Below are 20,060 nucleotides of genomic sequence, written 5' to 3' on the forward strand. Positions count from 1 at the left end.
ATTGCAATAGGTTTGACTGTCAATTGTAAACCCTAAAATTATGAAACTACAATTTATTGCTTTTTTTATCCTGTTGCTTTCCAACACGGTTTTGTCACAGGATACGATCAAGGTTACCACCGAAAATACGAGAATGAAAGCGGTTGGTGTGGTACAAAGAAACGTACATTTGAAAAGCCAATCTGAAAATAAAAACCCGCGAGACAGTGTTCGGATATTTAGTTTTTCACCCATTCATAGTAGTGTAACTAAAGTAAACGGACTAACGTTAGGTGTGGGACATTATAGAAATAGAAAAATAAAATTTCAGGAAGTAAACGGTTTGAATGTCGAAGCAAGTCCAATAGCCGCTGCGCTAGTTACATTTGGGCTTGGTATTACCCTTGAAAGTTTTTTTATAGCAGCGAGAAAAGAACCTTTTGAAAGCTTTTCGTTAACCAGAACGTTTTTAAAACGGGATGATGACAGTTTAAAAACCCGGATTAACGGATTAAATATAAGCTCAGGTGGATTCCTGGACGGAGCAGCGGTTAATGGTTTAAACATTTGTGTGGTCTCGTCGATGAATAAGATGAATGGCGTTTCGCTTACCGGGGCGATTTTGAGTACCGGAAGGATGAATGGTATTTCTATTTGCGGAATTGCGAACATAGCCGAAGTAGGAAACGGTTTGCAAGTGGCCATTTCGAATGTGGCAAGAGATTACCGCGGATTACAAATCGGGTTGTTTAATAATGCTAAAAATCTGAGAGGCCTTCAATTTGGCTTATGGAATACTAACGGGAAAAGAAGACTTCCTTTGGTAAACTGGCAATTTAAAGGTTAGTACAAAAATTTTTAGAATCCGAATGGATATACAAAAGGCTATTATCATGGTAATAGTCTTGTCAGTTTTGTGCAAATTTCGGTTTTGATTTTATACGGATCGGTACAGTTGGTTAGTCCGGTACCGATAAGTATCAGGAATATCAGTTGGTTTAAAAATTTCGTTTTCATAACGTAATGGTGTCATTAAATGGTGAAATATAGGGAATAGAGGAGCCCCGACATTCCGAAAACGGAACATCAATTATGATTTACGCTATAGATAAGATAAGCCGGTTTATATGGCCGGCTTATCTGTAAGATTGAAATTCTAAGAGAATATTATGGTACTTCGATATACTCTTTGGTATAAACCGGTTCTCCTTTTTCGGTAAAACCTTCCAGTATGATTTCGAAAGTACCTTTTATATCAGAACTATAAAAAGAAACAGTCGTCGGTTCTTGACCAATGTTCAGGTTCGGGAACCAGGCCAGTTGGTAGCGATAATCCGGAATTCGGTCCAGATTTTGTGTGCCGTCGTATTTCGGACTGTAATAGGTTTTCTTTTTCTGAGGTCGGTTGATTTCAGTCTTTTTAATAAAATCACCGGAAGCTTTTGTCTGGTAATCAAAATTTTTAGTAATGATATTTACAACACCACTATACATAATTGGCCCATAGATGTATGCCTTATTGATAAGGGATATTTTATGAATATTATTGGTGTTGTACTGAAATAATTCATCACTATTCTGAATCAACAATCCATCAACCATGATCAAAGGATTATCAATCGAACCATCGTTAGTAGCAGAATTTCGCAGGTGTAGGGAATACTTACCTTTATTTTCGCGGAAGAAGAGTTCCGGTATGACTTCGGTTACTGTTTCTTTAAAAGAAGAAAAACGGGTATAATCGTCCAGGAAATAATCCTTTTGCAACGGATGGTAAAAAGGCTGCGTACGCGGTGCTATTTCGAGACTATCTCTTTTTTTGGAATAATAGGCATTTTCAATCTGATTGGCTGTAGAACGTTCTTCGATGGCAGCCCGATACGCCGGATTCAGCGTAAAAGCTTCCGGAAAACGCAACTGCGACAGGTCTACATTTTGCATATCGGTTAGCACAACGCTGTAGTCATCATGTTCGGCGTCGACCACTTGTATTACTGCGTTATTGGTATTTGGATAACGATCCAGTGCAAAAAAGAAATTTCCGTCTTTATCGGTAACCGTCATTTTCATCTCGAACGATTTCCCCGGTAAGGATAGCGCTATGTTTTTGTTTTGTACTTCCTGACCACTTTTCGACATGATTTTCCCGGAAAGTAATTCACCTCTCAGTTCCGGAATATGCATTGTACCGCCGGTCAAAGGTGTGTTATTCGCATTCGAAATAAAAGATTGCGGAGTTGTTACGGATGGGTTTGTAAGCAGATCTACTTTTCGTACAGAAAGGGAATAAACACCTTTGCTACCATTGGTCAGAGGATTAATAGTAAGATTGATTTTTTCGCGATTTCCATAGCTTTTTTTGTCGGTATTCAGTGCCATAAAATTGCTGGTAACCTTGTCGTTGGTATTTTTAACCACCAGACTTTCTTTGGAAACCGGATTTTTTCCTGTCAGAAATGGATTGATCACCACCAGATCCAGTTGGAAAAATGCAGCTGCATTATTGTTGAGCATCCAGTTGGTATAGGCAATTAGCTTATAGTTCCCGGTTTTTAAGGTGGTAGGGATAAAGAAATCGCCCTGAGCCACACCATTGTCCAAATGTATTTTTTGTTTTAAAACACTTTTTTTGTCGGCATCGATTACTTCGATATAGGCGATTTTACTAATCGTACTGCTCGTGTTATTACCGGCATTAAGGCAATACAGATTATAAAAGCAGGATTCGCCGGATAAAAGCATGGTAGTATTAGCGTGCACATAGATGCGCTCCAAAGCGGCAACTGTCAGGTTGCTTTTTTGGGAACTGCCTTGTGCGATACTGTTATGACAAAAGAAGCAGCTTGCTCCTATTAAAATCAGGGGTAAAATATTTTTTCTCATTCCCAGAATGAAGGTATTACGTTAGACGAAAAAGTGGTGCAATCACCGCAGGGTGCTGGTGTTAAAATATAAATAGGAGCTTCATCGAATTTATAGATCACCATGACGTTGGTATTGATGTAACCTACAACCGAAGGACCATTACAGGAGGGATCTAAAGTAGAGAAACAATATTTTTGTGACAGCTCAGTGCAGTTTACTTTGTAAGGAGGCAAAGGTTTATCCGGAAACAGATCGGCATAATTAAAGAAAATTCGTTTGGATGAAACCGGTGAAACATCAAAGAACCCGATTACTTTTTCACTGGAATTGTTTACCGATTTTATATTTCCGATAAGGAACCCCGGTTGATTAGGAGACAGGATATTCCCTCCGGAACCCGCTAGTTTTTTTAAGGCTTTGTAATAATTATAGGCATGTGCATTTTGTACATATTGACGTACCAGAATGCTATAGCGATGACTCATGATATAATTCTGGTTACTTATAAAACGTACCGGGAAATCGACACGGTCTTCTGCGGTTTCATTAGTGTTTAGCTGTATAATTTCTAATGATTTATCCGTGCTGTAACAGGTTCTGGCTTCTTCCGTACGCGGTAACATGGTTAATATGGGCTGATTGGGATTTGGCCCGGAAAAGAAAGCTTTTGTGGTAATCCATTTCGGAGCTACAATTTTATAGGTTTCTTCATATTCGAAACGATAATATTGAGAACTACCGTTAGGATTGTAGCTTTTTGCCCGGATTTCAACACCAGTAACGTTATCGATGGTTGCTACGTTGGCGGTTACCTCTTCCAACGGACTGTCTGTTGGGAGAATCTCCTTAGTTGAAGTGTATTTTTTACCATCGCTTGTAATTACCGTTAGTTGGTATTGCTTACCCGGTACCGCCTGAAATTCATTAACCGATGTATACACATTATTGCTTTGTACAAAAGGATATTCAATGCCATCACTGTCGGTTACAAAAACATCGGCATTTTCTTCAAAAGTAGGGCCGAAATCTTCAAAACGGTAGGTTCTGGAAACTTTTATGGTTTGTTTTTGAAGGATGTTTGTAATAGTTGCTTCCACAACTAAGGCATCTTCAAAGGTATTGGTTTCCATTTTATACGGATCGGTACAGTTGGTTAAACCGATACAAATCAGGAATAGCAATGTTAGTCTGGTTAAAAATATTTTTTTCATAACGTATTCGTCTCGTTAAAATCTGAAATTATAAGTAATAGTTGGAACAGGGATCGAGAAGATAGAAGTTTTATATCCTTTAACCTGTCCGTTTTCTGTTACAAAGTATACGGAATATGGGTTGTTACGTCCCAAAACGTTATAAACCGAGATATTCCAGAAACTGTGTGCCAGTTTTTTAATTTTATGGTTGCCTTCAATATTGATTCCAATATCCATTCGATAATAGTCTGGAATTCGGAATGCATTTCGATCACTATACAGCGTATATTCTGCATTTCCAAACTGGTACTTTCCTACAGGATAGGTAATGGGTCTACCGGTCTGATAAATGAAATTCATGGATAAACTGTAGCGTTTTGTAAATTTATAATTTAAAACGGCACTAAAATCATGTGGTTTGTCAAAATTTGCAGCAAAGAAAGCGCCGTTGTTTACTTTTTCGACATCAAATGGACTGTCTAGTTTGATCAAGGTTCTGGAATAGGTATATCCAATCCAACCGTTAAGTTTTCCGGCCGTCTTTTTTAGTAACAATTCCACACCATAAGCTTTTCCTTCACCTTGTAATAATTCGGTTTCGATGTTTTTGTTTAGCATGATTTCGGCTCCTACTTTATAATCCAGTATGTTGTTCATACGTTTGTAGTAACCTTCTAAACTCACTTCGTACATTTCGTCTTTAAATGTCTTGTAAGCACCCAAAGAGATTTGTTGCGCATCCTGCGGTTTTACATTGATATCAGATAATTTCCATACATCGGTTGGCGATTGTGTGGTGTTGCTCGATAACAAGTGCATGTACTGGTAGGTTTTATCATAACCGGCTTTGATGGAGAAATCGTCGGTAAAAGCATACTTAATTGCTAATCTCGGTTCAAATCCTCCATAGGTTTTTACGACTTCATTGTTGCCAAACGTTTGGATTTCGGCAACGGTTTCATTGCTTTTTGGTAATCCGTCTTCGTAAATACGTTGGTTGGACGCGCCCAAAGCTGCAAATACAGAATAACGCAATCCGATATTAAAGGATAGCTTGTCGTTAAATTTAAAGTTGTCAGCAATATAGAGCGCCGATTCCAGTCCTTTCTGTTTGTCAAGTGCAACAGAAACTAATTTTGAATTTTCGCCGATAGGATCCAGGAAGCCAGGATTTACACCGTATAGTTTACTGGAGATACCATAATTGAACGTATGTTTTTTATTGTAGTCATAGTTAAACTTCAACTGTGCTTGTGTTTCGTCAATTTTATAACCATAGTTAAACGCTCTCTGGCTTTCGGCTTTATCAAAATCAATATTGAATTTATATTCCGAATTCGTCAGGATTAAAGCCCCTTTGTGTTTTTCATTAAAATTGTGATTCCATCTCAAAGTTGCTAATCGGTTGCTGTATTTATAAAGGGAATCCGAAGTGATACTAAAAGCATCACGGCTGTAATAGAACGTTGCCTGAATATCGTTATTGTCGTTAATTTTATGATTGTATTTTGTAATAATATCAAAGAAATTCGCCTGACTGTTTTTTAAGGATGGCTCATTAAGCGATTTTAAAATCCAATCGGAATAGGTCGCACGACCACCTACCAATAAACTTGATTTTTCTTTTACAATCGGAGTGGTCACCATTAAATTACTGGTCACAGGTCCAATACCACCTTCTCCGGAGAATTTGGTCGTATTTCCTTTTTTTGTAGAAATATCGAAAACCGACGATAATCTTCCTCCAAATTCTGCAGGGATACTCCCTTTATAGATATCGGCTTTGTCGATGGTATACGGATTGATAGCGGAGAACAAACCGAAAAAGTGCGCCGGATTGTATAGCGTGGCATTGTCTAAAAGGAAAAGGTTTTGATCCTCTTTACCACCACGTACGTTTACTCCTGAAGAACCTTCACCAGCCGATTTAATACCCGGAATGGTAGTGGCGATTTTTAGAATATCGCGTTCTCCTAATACGGTAGGAACGTTTTTAAGATCTTTTATATCGATAGAAGTAACTCCGGCAATAGCCGCTTTCGCTCCTTCACGTTTTTTACCACGTACGTTCACTTCTTCCAATAAGGTAATGTTTTCGGTGATATTTAAATTAAGAGTACCATTGTTGTACATCATAATTTTACGTGTCACCTTTTTATGGGTAAACGATTCTACTTCCACCACATTTAAACCCGACGGAAGTTGTATACTATAGTGTCCGGTATCATCGGTCATCGCTGTAGCTTCGTTGTTTGGGGTTTTTATGATCACATTGGCAATGGGCTCTCCGTTTTTGGTGTTTTTGATATAGCCTGAAAGTTCAAACGTTTTTCTTCCGCTTACTTTCGCTTCTTTTCCGATTAAGGAAACGGAATTGTTTTTAGAATCGCCACTGGTAGCGTCGTCATATTGTTGGTAAAATACAGGATCACCCTGAATCACCACTTCGTCACTTTTACGCGTAGTGGTTTCACCGAAATAATTGTCGGCCAGTTTGGAATAAATAATACTATTGTTGGTAAGAATCACAGTATTCTTATCTACAAAAAAATTAAGGTCGGTATTGCTAAAAATTTCAGTCAGAATCTCATCAAGAGAAGCCTGATTAAAGTTTTTGGTGATACGAATGTTTTTATAATTCTCCAGCCAGGAGTTGTCGAAATAGAATTTATAGCCTGAGGTAGCTTCTATTTTGTTCAAGGCAGTCGGGACATCAGAATTGTTCAGTTCCAGGGATAATTTTTGTTTTTCCTGAGAAAAGGCAGCCTGACTGTACGCGAGGATGAACAGAGCAAGTAAAATTTTCTTCATTACGGATGGTTAGTTTCAAGTAGGGAATTGATTTTGTGGATTAGGTCATCATAGAAAAGATATTTGTTTTCCTTCTCCAAAGACTTGTTTTGACTGTACAAGTCGTTAATTTTCTTTTTCAGATCGGGAAACAAAGCGACAAGATCGCTTTTGGAAGCTATTTTATAGTAGGTGTCATTACGATAGATATAGTAGTCATTATTATCTTCAAACTCATTATAGGTACGGGTGCCATTGACAATCTCCCGTCTGTCTTTATGATGTTTGATATAAAAACTAAAGTTGTTGCCTTTTAGATTTTCTTCATAATAGCCTTTTATAAAAGTGATCATTGGAGAAACTTTTTTTCCAAGGTTGACAAACTTTTTGTTGTTGATTGTAAACGCATCTACATTTTGCTGAATAAGTTCGATTCCTACATTTCCGGATTCGGCCGATGGTTTGTAAACTAAATTATCCTGATATAGATCGTATTTGATATCTATATCGTAATAATATTGATTTTCATATAAAACGGATGCTTTAATGGGGCTGTCAGAGGAATAATAGCGATGTTTTCCGTTTTGAATCGGATAAGGATTCGTGTGATAATAACCATTATTGATGGCTAAGCCTTGCTTACCAACAAGACTGTCGTGCATTTTTGTAATATACCGTTCTTCCGATTGAGCCTGAGTTTTATAAAAGCCAAAAAATAAGGTATAAATTATTATAATGCATAATTGTTTGGGAGGGTTTTTGAGGATCATTTATAAAATAAAAGTTTTGATTGATAATATAGCAGAATGCCAAAAGTAGGAATAATATCGGATCAAAAAATTATTTTGAAAACTTTAACATTTTTTTCTCGCAAAAGAGAAATAAAGTAAAAGCCCTGATTCAGTTAAGGATCAGGGCTTTCTATGAATTAATTTTTATAAAAAATTAACCTTGTTGCTTCGTGTCTTTCTTTTCCTCCGGTTTGTTTTCTCTTGGAGGTCTTGGTAATAAAGCTTTTTTAGAAACTTTAGCTTTTTTGGTTTTCGGATCGATACCCATGTATTTAACGTCAAAAACATCTCCGATTTTAATAACATCGGCTACATTTTCTACGCGTTTCCAATCTAACTCCGAAACGTGAAGTAAGGTTTCTTTTCCTGGTACAAATTCAACAACTGCTCCGAATTCAAGAACTTTAACCACTTTTACAGTGTAGGTTTCGCCTTCTACAGGAGCGAAAATTGTATTCTGGATCGAGCTGATAGCTTTTTCCATACCGGCAGCATTAACGCCAAGGATTTCGATGATGCCCAGATTACCTTCTTCGTTGATAACGATAGTCGTTTCGGTTTCAGCTTGTAAAGCCTGGATGTTTTTACCACCTGGTCCGATAACGGCACCGATGAAATCTTTAGGGATTTCAATTTTGATGATTTTCGGAGCTTTCGGTTTAACGGTAGGGTTAGGCTGTGCAATTGTTTCGGTAATTTTCCCTAAAATATGCAGACGTCCGTCGCGAGCCTGTTCAAGGGCTTTCTCCATGATGTCGTAGGCCAGTCCTTCGATTTTGATATCCATCTGACAAGCCGTGATACCATCGGCAGTTCCGGTAACTTTAAAGTCCATATCCCCTAAATGATCTTCATCACCCAGGATGTCGGATAATACAGCCCAACGACCTGTTTTATCGTCTGAGATAAGTCCCATAGCAATACCCGAAACCGGCTTGCTGATTTGAATACCGGCATCCATCAACGAAAGGGTTCCGGCGCAAACCGTAGCCATCGAAGAGGAACCGTTCGATTCCAGTACTTCTGATACCACGCGGATCGTGTAAGGACAATCGGCAGGAATCATATTTTTTAAAGCACGTTGTGCCAGGTTTCCGTGACCTACTTCTCGACGGGAAGTTCCTCGTAAAGGCTTTGCTTCACCGGTTGAGAATGGTGGGAAATTATAGTGAAGATAGAATCTTTCTTCTCCTTGTTCAGAAGGTAAATCAATAATATTCGCTTCTCTTGAAGTTCCAAGAGTAACGGTAGCTAATGCTTGTGTTTCACCTCTGGTAAATACAGCCGATCCGTGTGTTGATGGTAGATAATCTACTTCACACCAGATAGGACGGATTTCAGTTGTTTTTCTTCCGTCAAGACGTAATCCTAAATCTAAAATTACATTACGAACGGCTTCTTTTTGTGTTTTAGAAAAGTATTTGGAAACCAAATCTCCGTTTTCTGCTAATTCTTCTTCAGTAAACAGGGCGATTACTTCTTCTTTAACAAGGGCGAATTTTTCACCTCTTTCTTGTTTTGAAGTCCCTTCCTGTGCGATTGCATAGCATTTGTCGTAGGCAGCTTCTTTTACTTTTGCATAAATAGCCTCGTCATTTTTCTCTTGCTCATACGTACGTACTTCGGTAAGACCTAAAGCGGCACGTAACTTGATTTGTGCGTTGATTTGTGTTTTAATGGCTTCGTGTGCAAATTTGATTGCTTCTACCATTTCTTTTTCGGAGATTTCTTTCATTTCTCCTTCCACCATGGCAACGGAATCCAAAGAAGCTCCGATCATCATATCGATGTCTGACTTTTCTAAATCCTGTTTGCTAGGGTTGATGACCAATTTCCCGTCAATACGACCCACGCGTACTTCAGAGATATACGTTGTAAATGGAATGTCGGAAACCGCTAATGCAGCAGAAGCAGCCAAACCGGCTAATGAATCAGGCATTACGTTTTCGTCGTGCGACATTAATTGGATCATTACCTGCGTTTCAGCATGGTAATCGTCCGGAAATAACGGACGTAAAACACGGTCAACAAGACGCATGGTTAAAACTTCGCTATCACTTGGACGCGCTTCACGCTTAAAGAAACCACCCGGAAAACGTCCGGCTGCGGCAAATTTTTCGCGATAATCTACTGTTAACGGTAGGAAATCCACTCCTGGACTGGCAGTACGGGCAGATACAGCAGTAGCTAATAACATTGCATCGCCCATACGAACCACGACAGAACCGTCTGCTTGTTTGGCTAGTTTTCCTGTTTCGATAGTGATTGTTCTTCCATCACCTAAATCGATAATTTCTTGGGTAACCTTAGGAACCATAAAATTAATTTTAATTCTTAATTAGACAAATGGGTTTTAGTTGTGTTGTTGTCGTTGTTGTTGTGTAGTTGTCTAATACCCAATGAAAAACCAAACTTTTTTCTGTCAAAATATACAAAACAAAAAGAGGCGCGCGGGCGCCTCTTTTCAGTGATTATTTTCTGATGTTTAATTCTTTGATAATCTCACGATATCTGTTGATATCTTTTTTCTTTAAGTAGTCAAGAAGACTTCTTCTTTTACCTACCAATTTCACAAGCGAACGCTCGGTGTTGTAATCGTGACGATTAGCTTTTAAGTGTCCAGTCAAGTGATTAATTCTGAATGTGAATAACGCAATTTGTCCTTCTGCAGAACCTGTGTTAACTGCATTTCCACCGTGTTTTGCGAAAATATCCGCTTTAACTTCTTTAGTTAAATACATGCTAATATTATTTAAATGATTATTATGTAGTGAATTAGGGTAGTCCTATTTCGTGTGCAAAGGTAGCTTTATTTTTGGAACTAACAAATAAAAACAGGAAACAATGTTAAAAAAGTTGTGCAACCTCCTGATTTACAAATTCCAGAAAACGCTCGTCTGCAGCTGTGAACGGATCCAGAACATGCGAGTCGATATCGATCTGACCGATGTTAACACCATTTACAAAAAGCGGTACCACGATTTCGGATTTTACCGTAAGGCTACAGGCAATATAGTTGTCCTGCGCTTTTACGTCGGGAACCACAAAATTCTGATTGGAAACCGCCACCTGTCCGCAGATACCTTTTCCAAACGGAATCACGGTATGGTCGGTTTCAGCACCTACATAAGGACCTAATACCAGTTCTTCTTTATCACCGTTGCGGAAATAAAAACCAACCCAGTTGTAATATTCAATGTGATCCTGTAAAAGCTGACAGATGTTTTTTAATTTTTCATCCCGACTACTATGGGTATTGGCAACAATTGCCTTCACTTTTGGTTCTAATTCTTGAAACTTCATAACATTACTTTTTGCAAAAGTATTTATTCGGAATGTTTTAATTTTTATATTTTTGTTAAAAAAAAGTGTTTTGAAAAATCTATTCTTCCAATACAAGCCGTTTTTTGTCTTTTTAATAAAATTTCTATTACTCTATATCGTATTGACAGTAGTGTATAAATTGTACCTTGGTAAATATGATGCTGAAAAATTTCAAACCGATGGGATTACGACTTCGGTGGCTTTCCAGGCCGAAAGGATACTACTTTTTTTAGGGGAGCCGGTAACGACCAGGGCAAGTACTGAGGATGCAGCGGTAGTCGTTTTGTTGCATGATAAACCGATAGTACGGATCATCGAAGGTTGTAACGCGGTGAGTATAATAATTATGTTTACGGCTTTTGTCTTTGCCTTTTCTTCCGGTTGGAAAAAAACCTTAATTTATATTATTATTGGAATTGTTCTGATTCATATCCTCAATGTGATACGAATTGTATTGTTGGCGATGGCTCTGGATCGCTATCCGAAACAGGAACATATACTGCACGGAGTGATTTTTCCATTGTTTATCTATGGATTCGTTTTTCTGTTATGGGTGCTTTGGGTTCAGAAATTCTCCGGATATGCTGCAAAACGGGTGGAAAAATAAACAGGCTATTTTAGGAATTCTGTTGGCGGTTGTATTGCTGGCCGTTATCCGGGCTTTTGAAAGCCAGCTTTTTTACGATCCGTTTCTGGAGTTTTTCAGGGGGACTTTTCAGAATGCGGTTTTGCCAACTTACGAAACCGGACGATTGGTAGTTGGTTTGTCATTGCGCTATTGGCTTAATACCGGGATATCTTTATTTGTTATTTATATTGTTTTTAGAGAAAAATCACTACTACAGCTTTCGGGAATATTATATGGCTTCTTTTATATTGTACTATTGACAGCTTTTATCATAGTGCTAAAAAGTTCGGATAAACCCGACTATATGATGTTATTTTATATTCGTCGCTTCTTGATTCAGCCGTTGTTTTTGATATTATTCCTTCCTGCATTTTATTATCAAAAGAAAAAAGTGTAATTTTTTGTACCTTTAAAGATGTGAAAAAATCTATTTAAAGGATGAAAGTTGTAAAACAGTCGGGAGATATCGTAAAATTCGACAGTGAAAAACTGAAACGTTCCCTGCAAATGTCCGGAGCCAGTCCGGAAAAGATAGAGGAGATTCTCAATATAATTGTCAATCAGCTTTATGATGGTATGCCTACCCGGAAAATAAACCGTCAGGCTTTTCAGCTATTAAAAAAAACATCAAAAGTACATGCGGCCCGTTATAATCTAAAAGCGGCAGTTCAGGCTTTGGGGCCAGCTGGTTTTTTCTTTGAAAAATATGTAGCATTATTGTTTGAAAACGAAGGATATGTTGCCAAAACGAATCTGGTTTTAAACGGGAAGTGCGTGGCACATGAAGTAGATGTGCTGATTAAGAAAGATCAGCGGATCGGAATGGTTGAATGTAAATTTCATAGCCGGAATGATATTAAATCGGATGTAAAAGTACCAATGTATATTCTGTCCCGGTTTAACGATTTGAAAAGTAAAACCCATTCTGTTTTTAGTCAGAGCGATACGATCACCCGATGTTGGGTGATTACCAATAACCGTTTTACAACCGAAGCGCTACAATTTGGACGGTGTTCCGATTTAAGGATGGTGAGCTGGGATTATCCCGAAAAGGAAAGTCTGAAATTTAAGATAGAGGAAAGCGGACTTTTCCCGATTACCTGTCTTACAACCCTGACACAAAGTGAAAAGGAGAAATTATTGATTACGGGAGCTTTACTGGCATCTGATATCTTGGATAATAGTCAGCTGCTGGAAGATGTGAATGTACATCCGAACCGCATTAAAAACATTATCCGCGAAGCTTCGGCCTTATGTGAGCATATCGGAAATCAATGTAAAATCTTTAACGATTAGCGTATGAAAGTTCAGTTTTTAGGTGCCGCTGGTACGGTAACCGGTTCCAAAACACTTATCGAAAGTGATAATGGAACTCGGATTTTGGTTGATTGTGGTTTGTTTCAGGGTGGAAAATTATTGAGGAGTTTTAACTGGAATCCGCTATCGGTACTTCCGTCAACCATCGATTATGTGGTACTTACACACGGTCATTTGGATCATTGTGGCTGGTTACCACGATTGGTTAACGAAGGCTTTGATGGGAAAATCTTCTGTACCGGGCCTACAAAGTCAATTAGTAATCTGATTTTGCAGGACAGTGCCAAGATTCAGGAAGAGGAAGCCGAAAAAGCCAATAAAGAACATTATTCAAAACACGATCCGGCCGAACCGCTCTACACAGTTGAACAGGCCGATAAAGTGCTGCCGTATTTTAAAGTCATCGCCATCGATACGCCTTTTGAATTGGAAGAAGGTATAACGGCTACCTATTTTTATGCGGGACATATTCTGGGGGCTTGTTCCATTGCATTGGAGATTGATGGAAGGAGACTCGTGTTTTCAGGCGATATCGGGCGCGACAATGATGTGTTGTTGTATCCGCCGGTACATCCGAAACAAGCCGATTATATTTTTCTGGAAAGTACCTACGGAAACAAAAAGCATCCGGACAACGATCCGAAAGCCGAACTGGAAGCCTGTATTAATGAAACCTATGAACGTGGTGGTACTGTCGTGATTCCGAGTTTTGCAGTCGAAAGGGTGCAAAGTATTATGTATCTGATCTGGCAACTTAAAAAAGAAGGGCGAATACCGGATATGCCGTATATTATTGATACACCGATGGGTATTAAAGTCCTGGATATTTTTACCGACAATGAAAAATGGCACAAATTAAAATGGGAGGAATGTACCGGAATGTGCGCAATGTTTACGATGATCTCCAATTATGAAGAAACAATCGAAGCGATTTACGATGATCGTCCGAAAGTGGTTATTGCTGCGAGTGGAATGATCACCGGAGGACGGGTTTTAAGTTATCTGGAGCGGTATATCGTCCGACCGGAAACGACCGTTGTTATCGTAGGCTATCAGGCCGAAGGAACCCGTGGCCGAAAATTACTGGAAGGCGAAAAAGAAATAAAAATTTACGGACGTTATTATCCGGTGGAAGCCAAGGTTATTGAAATCGAAGGCTTATCGGCGCATGGTGATCAGGACGATTTGGTAAACTGGCTATCAGACCTTGAAAATAAACCCAAAAATATATTTCTGGTTCACGGCGAAGCGGATAGTTTTACCGAGTTAAAAGCGGTAATCGAAACGCGCTATGGCTATGAATGTATCATTCCGGAACTGGAACAAAGTATCGAATTATAAAGTCATTAATACAGTACTACAAAAAAAGTACTATTTTTGTGGCAATGAAAATTAAAAAGCACATTAGTATACTTATAGCAATGCTGATATTGGTCTCCAATATCGGACTGGCTTTTAATGTGCATTATTGTGGTGGAGAAATCGCCTCGGTTTCATTGGCCTACAAGTCGGAAATGCCATGTATGGACACATCTGATTCGGACAGTTCCTGTTGTGCTGCCACCGAAAAAAAAGACAGCTGTTGTTCTAATAGTAAAGTCGACTTAAAGAAAAATACTACCGATAATATTATCGTAAAAAGCTTCCAGCTTGATTTGGGGGCTTTTACAATAGTCGATAACTGGAAACCGGTTGTTGATAGCGAAGAGGAGGAAGTAATCGTAAAAAGCGATATCGCGTCTTTTTACTGCGATAGTAATGCGCCACCACTCTTTAAACTCTACTGCCAATATATTTTTTACGCCTGATTTTTAATGCTTTGAAATCCTGCGCACGATGCGCATACCTTACATTCAAACATTAAAAATTAAATTATGCACAAGAACTTTATGTTTTTTCTGTTGCTGTTTGTCAATTTTATAACAGCGCAAGAAAATGTAACAGGTACGATTACCGATGAACACAATCTACCTGTAATTGGAGCTTCCGTTACCTGGAAAGATACCACAATTGGAGTAACCACCGACGAAAACGGCACTTTTAGTCTACCGTATTCCAAAGAGAATCATTTATTGGTGATCAGTTATGTGGGTTATGAAACACAAACACTTGAAATTCACGAACCGAAAGCGGTTAAAATAAATATTAAACCCTCCAAAACACTGGGCGAGGTTGTTGTACAAACCAAGCGAAACAGTCTGCAGAAATCGTATGTAAAAACGGCTAATGTCGTTACGATGAGTAGTAAAGAATTGCTTAAAGCGGCTTGTTGTAACCTTTCCGAAAGTTTTGAAACCAATCCGTCGATTGATGTAAACTTTTCGGATGCGATTTCCGGAAGCAAACAGATCAAAATGCTGGGATTGACCAGTCCGTATATTCTGATTGCCGAAGAGAATATTCCTTCTGTACGCGGTGCGTCACAAGCCTATGGGTTGTCTTTTACACCGGGAACCTGGGTCGAAAGTATTCAGGTAACCAAAGGAGCCGGAAGCGTGGTAAATGGCTATGAGAGTATCTCCGGACAGATTAATACCGAGTTGATCAAACCTGCGAATGATATTCCGTTTTTCCTGAATGCCTATGGATCGACCGACAGTCGTTATGAGTTAAATACCCATTTTAATAAAAAAATATCCGATAAATGGAGTAGTAGTCTTTTCCTGCATGGAAATGCGCGTGTCGCTAAAAACGATATGAATAACGATGGTTTTCTGGACAATCCTTTGGGAAAACAAATCAACGTGCTCAATCGTTGGCAATATAGCGATGCCGAAAAAGGTTGGGTAAGTTTTATCAATCTTCGCTATATGCGCGATGAAAAACAAACCGGACAAGTAGATTTTGATCCGGATCGGGATAAATTTACCAATAATTATTGGGGATCCGAAATTAACACTGATAAAGTAGACCTTTCCACAAAAATCGGATATGTATTTCCGGATATGCCGTACCAGAGTATCGGTTTTCAGAATTCCTTTAATTACCACAAACAGGAATCTTATTTTGGTTTTAACCAATATAATATCCAGCAAAACAGCTTTTATTCCAATCTGATTTTTAACTCGATTATCAGTAATACGCTGAATAAATTTTCAACGGGGTTAAATTTTACGTCCGATGATTATAATGAATATGTATTTGTTGGATCAGGCATGGATGTGAGCCGTCGCGACAATTCCATCGGAGCCTTTTTCGAATACACCTATGACAATACAGATAACTTTAGTCTGGTTGCCGGAGCGCGTTATGACATTCACAACCGGTTGGGTGCTTTTTTTACACCGCGTTTGCACCTGCGATACAATCCGTGGGAAAAAGCGGTTTTCAGAGCATCGGCAGGAAGAGGAAAAAGAAGTGCGAATATCTTTGCTGAAAACCAGCAATTGTTTGCTACCTCAAGAGCGTTTAACATCTTAAATACGGGCGGTAAAATTTACGGATTGGACCCGGAAATCGCCTGGAATTATGGTGTGAGTTTTATGCAAGGGTTTAGCCTTTTTGGTAGAACCGCAGAGGTAAGTGTGGATTTTTACCGTACCGATTTCGAAAATCAAGCGGTAGTCGATTTGTATGCGAGTCCGCAACAGGTGTTGTTTTATAATTTGGATGGGAAGTCGTATGCCAACAGTTTGCAATTGGAGTTTAACTACGAATTTTTCAAGCATCTAAACCTACGTACGGCCTATAAATATTACGATATCCAAACGGATTACCTAAGTGGAGCCAAAGAGAGACCATTGCAGGCCAAACACCGTGTTTTTGCCAATCTGGCATTCGAAACGCATATCAAAGAAAAAGGGCAACAATGGAAATTTGACTTCACCTATAACTGGATGGGAGCGCAACGTTTGCCGAATACCGCCGACAATGCCTTATTGCGCGATCGTTTGCCGGATTATTCACCGTCATTTTCGGTAATGAATGCCCAGATTACCCGAACCTTTTCGAGTACGTTCGAAGTATATGTAGGAGGTGAAAATATTGGGAATTATAAACAGAAAAAAGCTATTTTAGGAGCGGAAAACCCATTTGGCCCGTCATTTGATAGTTCTATCATCTATGCACCGGTATTCGGACAGATGTATTATGCCGGATTACGATTTAAAATTAAATAACTAAAAATTAAAAACAATGAAAAAAATAATAGTAGTGCTTTTGGTGTCGTTAGTAGGATTTGTGGCACAGGCACAGGAAAAGAAAAACAAAAATGCAAAACACGATATTGCTGTAAAAGGAAACTGCGAGATGTGTAAAAAACGTATCGAAAAAGCGGCTTATGGTGTTCCGGGTGTTAAATCGGCGATATGGACAGCCGATAGTCAGTCGTTACATGTGATTATGAACGAAGAAAAGGCGACGCCATTACAATTACAGGAATCGATAGCCAAAGCAGGGCATGATGCCGGCGAGGTTAAAGCCAGTGCTGATGCTTATGGAAAGCTGCACAGTTGTTGCCAATATGAACGATAAAATTAAAATCCCGATTCTTTCGAATCGGGATTTTTTTATGAAAGAAACGAAATAACAATACTGTGACTAAATCATCATTGTAAAGGACAAGAAGGGAATTGCGTAGCGTCGAGCTATTGAAAATGAATATATTGTATTTTGTTTTTAAGATGGACGGGGTGTTAAATGATTTTGAAAGTTCGGATATTTTCAGAACTTTTTGTACTTTTGAGATGAGGATAATAGGACGGAAAATAATTTTAAAATTAAAATGGAAGAATATCGGAAATAAAAAACTGTGCAACGCAATTGATCAATTACTCGCAGATTTAGAAACATTCGATTTTAAAGTAGCGACTATAACGGATATTAGAAAAGATGCAGATTGTGTACATAGCGAAGGGTTTTATTTTTTTAATATTCATATCCACAGGACATTAATTTTAATCGAAATGGATGATGAAGGAGAGGCAACCCTAGTTTGGGCCGGATCGCATCAGGAATATGAAAGGACTTTTAAAAACAATAAAGCGACCATTGCAAAATGGTTGCGTACTAAAAATTATATCGAATGATGAATACCGATTTTACAATAGACGAATTTATAAGAAAAGGCATCATTACCGATGAACTGGAACTGGAACGCGCGTTAATTGCCGATCGGAAATTGCGACTGCTGGCAAAAGACAACCTTCATTTTAAAAACCTTAGAAAAAAACTAAGAAATTTAATTGAAGCATACGAACGCAAAGAATGGTCGGATATAGGACAATTAACGGATGAAAAACTGGCGGAAAGTAACTTTTGGGAAACCGTAGCGGAACAGGAACGGATTTTTATAGAAAAAAGAAAACACCTTATTCGAAAAGAATTAAAAATCCGGAAGCTGATACAAAAAGACCTCGCACATCTATTGGGACACAAAAGTAAAACCCATATGTCCGAATTAATGAACGGGATAAAACCGTTTACGTTAAAAGACCTGATCCTGATTCATCAATTATTACGGATCGATATAAAAGAATTGATTCCTGTTTTTTTGTCAAAAGAAGACATGATTCGGGTACAATCAGCACTAGCAGAACTGGGTAAACCGCATATTAAATTATGCAGCTAAAACAAGATGTTGAATTAAAATATAAGTATTTATTCCGCTGTATAAAATAGATACAGCTCTTCGATAAATGGAATACTAAAATCAAAATCCCGATTCTTACGAATCGGGATTTTTTGTTGTGAAAAAAAGATTTATAGTTTATATTTATTATATTGCTTTGAAAATTAATGTTTTAATATATGGATCCAATAGAAAAGTTTTTATCTGTAAATAAAGATGTCAAACGTATAAATGAAACTGATCATATAATTTTAGAAAATCTTTGGGGGGATGATACATTTATATGTCGTTTTGATAAGACAATAGATTTTAAACCACTAGAAAATATTGAATTACCAGCCGAGTTTTCCGCATTGTTTCACGTTCAAGAAAATACGTTAGAGTTTATATATAATACATTGCCGGAAAATGAGATAATTGAAAGGAAATTCATGTTTTATTATGCAGGGCTAGAATTTGAAGTTTCATTTGGAGAAGCATCTAAATCATTAGAAATATTAGCTACTGCTTTTAGAGAAATAAGTATAAAAACCGATACGGATTATCGTAACCTAAAAATATTGAGAGATTATTACAGAGTAGATAAAACAGAAGGAATGAAGCGTTTTTTTGCTGATAAAAAACCTATTTCATTCTTTGTTAAAGGAGACTTTTGTAAAATAAATAAAGATTTTATTGGTCTATCAAAACATATGAACTTTTATATGAGGTATTTTGATAGAAAAGCACCAATGATTTTAATTTTTGATGATGACAAGTCAAAAGAGAAATATGAACTTCCATGTCATACAGGGAATAAGCATTTTCCCGATAAGATAAGGGCAAAAAAGATTGAACCTGTGATACTGGATTTACTACATATTGCAAGTTTAACAACTAATATACGTCTTAAATATATATTTTATTATCAAATTTTAGAATATTGCTCATATTATCATTTAAATGATGAATTAAAAAGAAAGCTTAATAATATTGTCAAGAATCCTGATGTATTGAATGATTCGGGTAATTATAGCAGACAAATTATTGATCAATTTAAAAATTATTTTAAGGCAAATGATGATAAACAAAAGTTAGAAAAATTGATTTTTGACCATTTAGATTATAATGATATTAAATTGGAAATAAAATGTAACTATAAATATTTTTCACAAGATTTTACTTTTGACGGAGATTTTAAAATTGAGGCTTTAATAAAGAATCAAGATGATGCTGAAAATCCACCAAAAGATATATTGAAAAGTATAGTTGATAGAATAGATAAAATAAGAAATGTATTGGTGCATATTAGAGAGAGTAGAGAAAACAAAGTGATTTTACCAACAGCTAAAAATAATCATCAATTGATTCCTTATTTTTATTTAATTAGAAGGATTGCTGAAGTGATAGCTATAAAGTATGAATAGGGTTTGTATAAAATAATGAAAATATTTTTGATTTAACAAAATACAAAGAGAAAGTAACTGAATTAAAAATTCTACATAATGATAGTAAACAAGGAAAGTAAAGGCTTAAAAGCAATATTTATAATTCTTTTATAAACCAAATTTTTATAAAAAGAACATAAAAAAGCCAAAATCAGAAGGTTTGGATTGTGTCTTTCA

General features: G+C 37.5%; 19 protein-coding genes. 11 read left to right on the forward strand and 8 right to left on the reverse strand.

Going from position 1 to position 20,060, the window contains the following annotated elements; all coding sequences use genetic code 11:
• The first annotated feature begins 40 nt into the window (after positions 1–40).
• Positions 41–826: an LA_2272 family surface repeat-containing protein gene (locus tag E6C50_RS05500; RefSeq protein ID WP_136402213.1), complete on the forward strand. Its 786-nt coding sequence runs from the start codon at positions 41–43 to the stop codon at positions 824–826.
• 44 nt (positions 827–870) lie between these two features.
• Here the strand turns inward: E6C50_RS05500 and E6C50_RS18020 are convergent, their stop codons facing one another.
• The 8 genes from E6C50_RS18020 to E6C50_RS05535 form a co-directional block, all read right to left on the reverse strand.
• Positions 871–996, reverse strand: coding sequence for a hypothetical protein (locus E6C50_RS18020; RefSeq protein ID WP_262712804.1), 126 nt, complete (start codon positions 994–996; stop codon positions 871–873).
• 150 nt (positions 997–1,146) lie between these two features.
• Positions 1,147–2,862, reverse strand: coding sequence for a hypothetical protein (locus E6C50_RS05505; RefSeq protein ID WP_136402214.1), 1,716 nt, complete (start codon positions 2,860–2,862; stop codon positions 1,147–1,149).
• A complete protein-coding gene (locus E6C50_RS05510; protein WP_136402215.1) occupies positions 2,859–4,055 on the reverse strand; it encodes a DUF4249 domain-containing protein in 1,197 nt (398 codons plus the stop codon). The genes E6C50_RS05505 and E6C50_RS05510 overlap by 4 nt, the downstream gene beginning before the upstream one ends.
• Before the next feature lie 15 nt (positions 4,056–4,070).
• Positions 4,071–6,848, reverse strand: coding sequence for a TonB-dependent receptor (locus E6C50_RS05515; RefSeq protein ID WP_136402216.1), 2,778 nt, complete (start codon positions 6,846–6,848; stop codon positions 4,071–4,073).
• Positions 6,848–7,597 (reverse strand): hypothetical protein, encoded by a 750-nt coding sequence (locus E6C50_RS05520; protein ID WP_136402217.1) that lies wholly within the window; start codon positions 7,595–7,597, stop codon positions 6,848–6,850. Before E6C50_RS05520 ends, E6C50_RS05515 begins: the two co-directional genes overlap by 1 nt.
• Positions 7,598–7,772: 175 nt before the next feature.
• Entirely contained in the window at positions 7,773–9,935 is a 2,163-nt protein-coding gene (locus tag E6C50_RS05525) for a polyribonucleotide nucleotidyltransferase (RefSeq protein WP_136402218.1), read from the reverse strand.
• A gap of 154 nt (positions 9,936–10,089) precedes the next feature.
• The gene (rpsO, locus tag E6C50_RS05530; RefSeq protein ID WP_136402219.1) at positions 10,090–10,359 is read right to left on the reverse strand and encodes a 30S ribosomal protein S15; all 270 of its coding nucleotides are present in this window, start codon (positions 10,357–10,359) and stop codon (positions 10,090–10,092) included.
• 106 nt (positions 10,360–10,465) lie between these two features.
• Positions 10,466–10,921, reverse strand: a complete 456-nt coding sequence (locus tag E6C50_RS05535; RefSeq protein WP_136402220.1) for a GAF domain-containing protein — start codon at positions 10,919–10,921, stop codon at positions 10,466–10,468.
• A gap of 70 nt (positions 10,922–10,991) precedes the next feature.
• Here E6C50_RS05535 and xrtF point away from each other — a divergent pair, with 70 nt between their 5' ends.
• The 10 genes from xrtF (at position 10,992) to E6C50_RS05585 (ending at position 19,862) form a co-directional block, all read left to right on the forward strand.
• The gene (xrtF, locus tag E6C50_RS05540) at positions 10,992–11,549 is read left to right on the forward strand and encodes an exosortase family protein XrtF (protein WP_230978963.1); all 558 of its coding nucleotides are present in this window, start codon (positions 10,992–10,994) and stop codon (positions 11,547–11,549) included.
• A complete protein-coding gene (locus E6C50_RS05545; protein ID WP_168732754.1) occupies positions 11,524–11,967 on the forward strand; it encodes an exosortase F system-associated membrane protein in 444 nt (147 codons plus the stop codon). The genes xrtF and E6C50_RS05545 overlap by 26 nt, the downstream gene beginning before the upstream one ends.
• Positions 11,968–12,008: 41 nt before the next feature.
• Positions 12,009–12,866, forward strand: a complete 858-nt coding sequence (locus E6C50_RS05550; RefSeq protein WP_136402223.1) for an ATP cone domain-containing protein — start codon at positions 12,009–12,011, stop codon at positions 12,864–12,866.
• A 3-nt stretch (positions 12,867–12,869) separates the two neighbouring features.
• Positions 12,870–14,228, forward strand: coding sequence for an MBL fold metallo-hydrolase (locus E6C50_RS05555; RefSeq protein ID WP_136402224.1), 1,359 nt, complete (start codon positions 12,870–12,872; stop codon positions 14,226–14,228).
• Positions 14,229–14,272: 44 nt separating this feature from the next.
• Positions 14,273–14,695, forward strand: coding sequence for an HYC_CC_PP family protein (locus E6C50_RS05560; protein WP_136402225.1), 423 nt, complete (start codon positions 14,273–14,275; stop codon positions 14,693–14,695).
• Positions 14,696–14,761: 66 nt separating this feature from the next.
• Positions 14,762–17,005: a TonB-dependent receptor plug domain-containing protein gene (locus E6C50_RS05565; RefSeq protein ID WP_136402226.1), complete on the forward strand. Its 2,244-nt coding sequence runs from the start codon at positions 14,762–14,764 to the stop codon at positions 17,003–17,005.
• A gap of 16 nt (positions 17,006–17,021) precedes the next feature.
• Positions 17,022–17,360 carry a heavy-metal-associated domain-containing protein gene (locus E6C50_RS05570; RefSeq protein ID WP_136402227.1) on the forward strand — a complete coding sequence of 113 codons (339 nt, stop codon included), beginning with the start codon at positions 17,022–17,024 and terminating at the stop codon, positions 17,358–17,360.
• Positions 17,361–17,572: 212 nt separating this feature from the next.
• Entirely contained in the window at positions 17,573–17,914 is a 342-nt protein-coding gene (locus E6C50_RS05575; protein WP_136402907.1) for a type II toxin-antitoxin system HigB family toxin, read from the forward strand.
• On the forward strand, positions 17,911–18,456 hold the full coding sequence (locus E6C50_RS05580) for a helix-turn-helix domain-containing protein (protein WP_230978964.1): 546 nt from the start codon (positions 17,911–17,913) through the stop codon (positions 18,454–18,456). The genes E6C50_RS05575 and E6C50_RS05580 overlap by 4 nt, the downstream gene beginning before the upstream one ends.
• Positions 18,457–18,635: 179 nt before the next feature.
• A complete protein-coding gene (locus E6C50_RS05585) occupies positions 18,636–19,862 on the forward strand; it encodes a hypothetical protein (protein ID WP_136402228.1) in 1,227 nt (408 codons plus the stop codon).
• Positions 19,863–20,060 lie beyond the last annotated feature (198 nt).

Source organism: Flavobacterium supellecticarium (assembly GCF_004801375.1).
Classification (GTDB): Bacteria; Bacteroidota; Bacteroidia; order Flavobacteriales; family Flavobacteriaceae; genus Flavobacterium; species Flavobacterium supellecticarium.

Bases quoted from the DNA above. Each gene is read 5' to 3' on its own strand.
- rpsO (WP_136402219.1), bottom strand. From the start codon at position 10,359: ATGTATTTAACTAAAGAAGTTAAAGCGGATATTTTCGCAAAACACGGT.
- E6C50_RS05585 (WP_136402228.1), top strand. From the start codon at position 18,636: ATGGATCCAATAGAAAAGTTTTTATCTGTAAATAAAGATGTCAAACGT.
- E6C50_RS05545 (WP_168732754.1), top strand. From the start codon at position 11,524: ATGCTGCAAAACGGGTGGAAAAATAAACAGGCTATTTTAGGAATTCTG.
- E6C50_RS05550 (WP_136402223.1), top strand. From the start codon at position 12,009: ATGAAAGTTGTAAAACAGTCGGGAGATATCGTAAAATTCGACAGTGAA.
- E6C50_RS05525 (WP_136402218.1), bottom strand. From the start codon at position 9,935: ATGGTTCCTAAGGTTACCCAAGAAATTATCGATTTAGGTGATGGAAGA.
- E6C50_RS05505 (WP_136402214.1), bottom strand. From the start codon at position 2,862: ATGAGAAAAAATATTTTACCCCTGATTTTAATAGGAGCAAGCTGCTTC.
- E6C50_RS05515 (WP_136402216.1), bottom strand. From the start codon at position 6,848: ATGAAGAAAATTTTACTTGCTCTGTTCATCCTCGCGTACAGTCAGGCT.
- E6C50_RS05555 (WP_136402224.1), top strand. From the start codon at position 12,870: ATGAAAGTTCAGTTTTTAGGTGCCGCTGGTACGGTAACCGGTTCCAAA.
- E6C50_RS05560 (WP_136402225.1), top strand. From the start codon at position 14,273: ATGAAAATTAAAAAGCACATTAGTATACTTATAGCAATGCTGATATTG.
- E6C50_RS05535 (WP_136402220.1), bottom strand. From the start codon at position 10,921: ATGAAGTTTCAAGAATTAGAACCAAAAGTGAAGGCAATTGTTGCCAAT.
- E6C50_RS05580 (WP_230978964.1), top strand. From the start codon at position 17,911: ATGATGAATACCGATTTTACAATAGACGAATTTATAAGAAAAGGCATC.
- E6C50_RS05575 (WP_136402907.1), top strand. From the start codon at position 17,573: ATGAGGATAATAGGACGGAAAATAATTTTAAAATTAAAATGGAAGAAT.
- E6C50_RS05565 (WP_136402226.1), top strand. From the start codon at position 14,762: ATGCACAAGAACTTTATGTTTTTTCTGTTGCTGTTTGTCAATTTTATA.
- E6C50_RS05510 (WP_136402215.1), bottom strand. From the start codon at position 4,055: ATGAAAAAAATATTTTTAACCAGACTAACATTGCTATTCCTGATTTGT.
- E6C50_RS18020 (WP_262712804.1), bottom strand. From the start codon at position 996: ATGAAAACGAAATTTTTAAACCAACTGATATTCCTGATACTTATCGGT.
- E6C50_RS05500 (WP_136402213.1), top strand. From the start codon at position 41: ATGAAACTACAATTTATTGCTTTTTTTATCCTGTTGCTTTCCAACACG.
- E6C50_RS05570 (WP_136402227.1), top strand. From the start codon at position 17,022: ATGAAAAAAATAATAGTAGTGCTTTTGGTGTCGTTAGTAGGATTTGTG.
- E6C50_RS05520 (WP_136402217.1), bottom strand. From the start codon at position 7,597: ATGATCCTCAAAAACCCTCCCAAACAATTATGCATTATAATAATTTAT.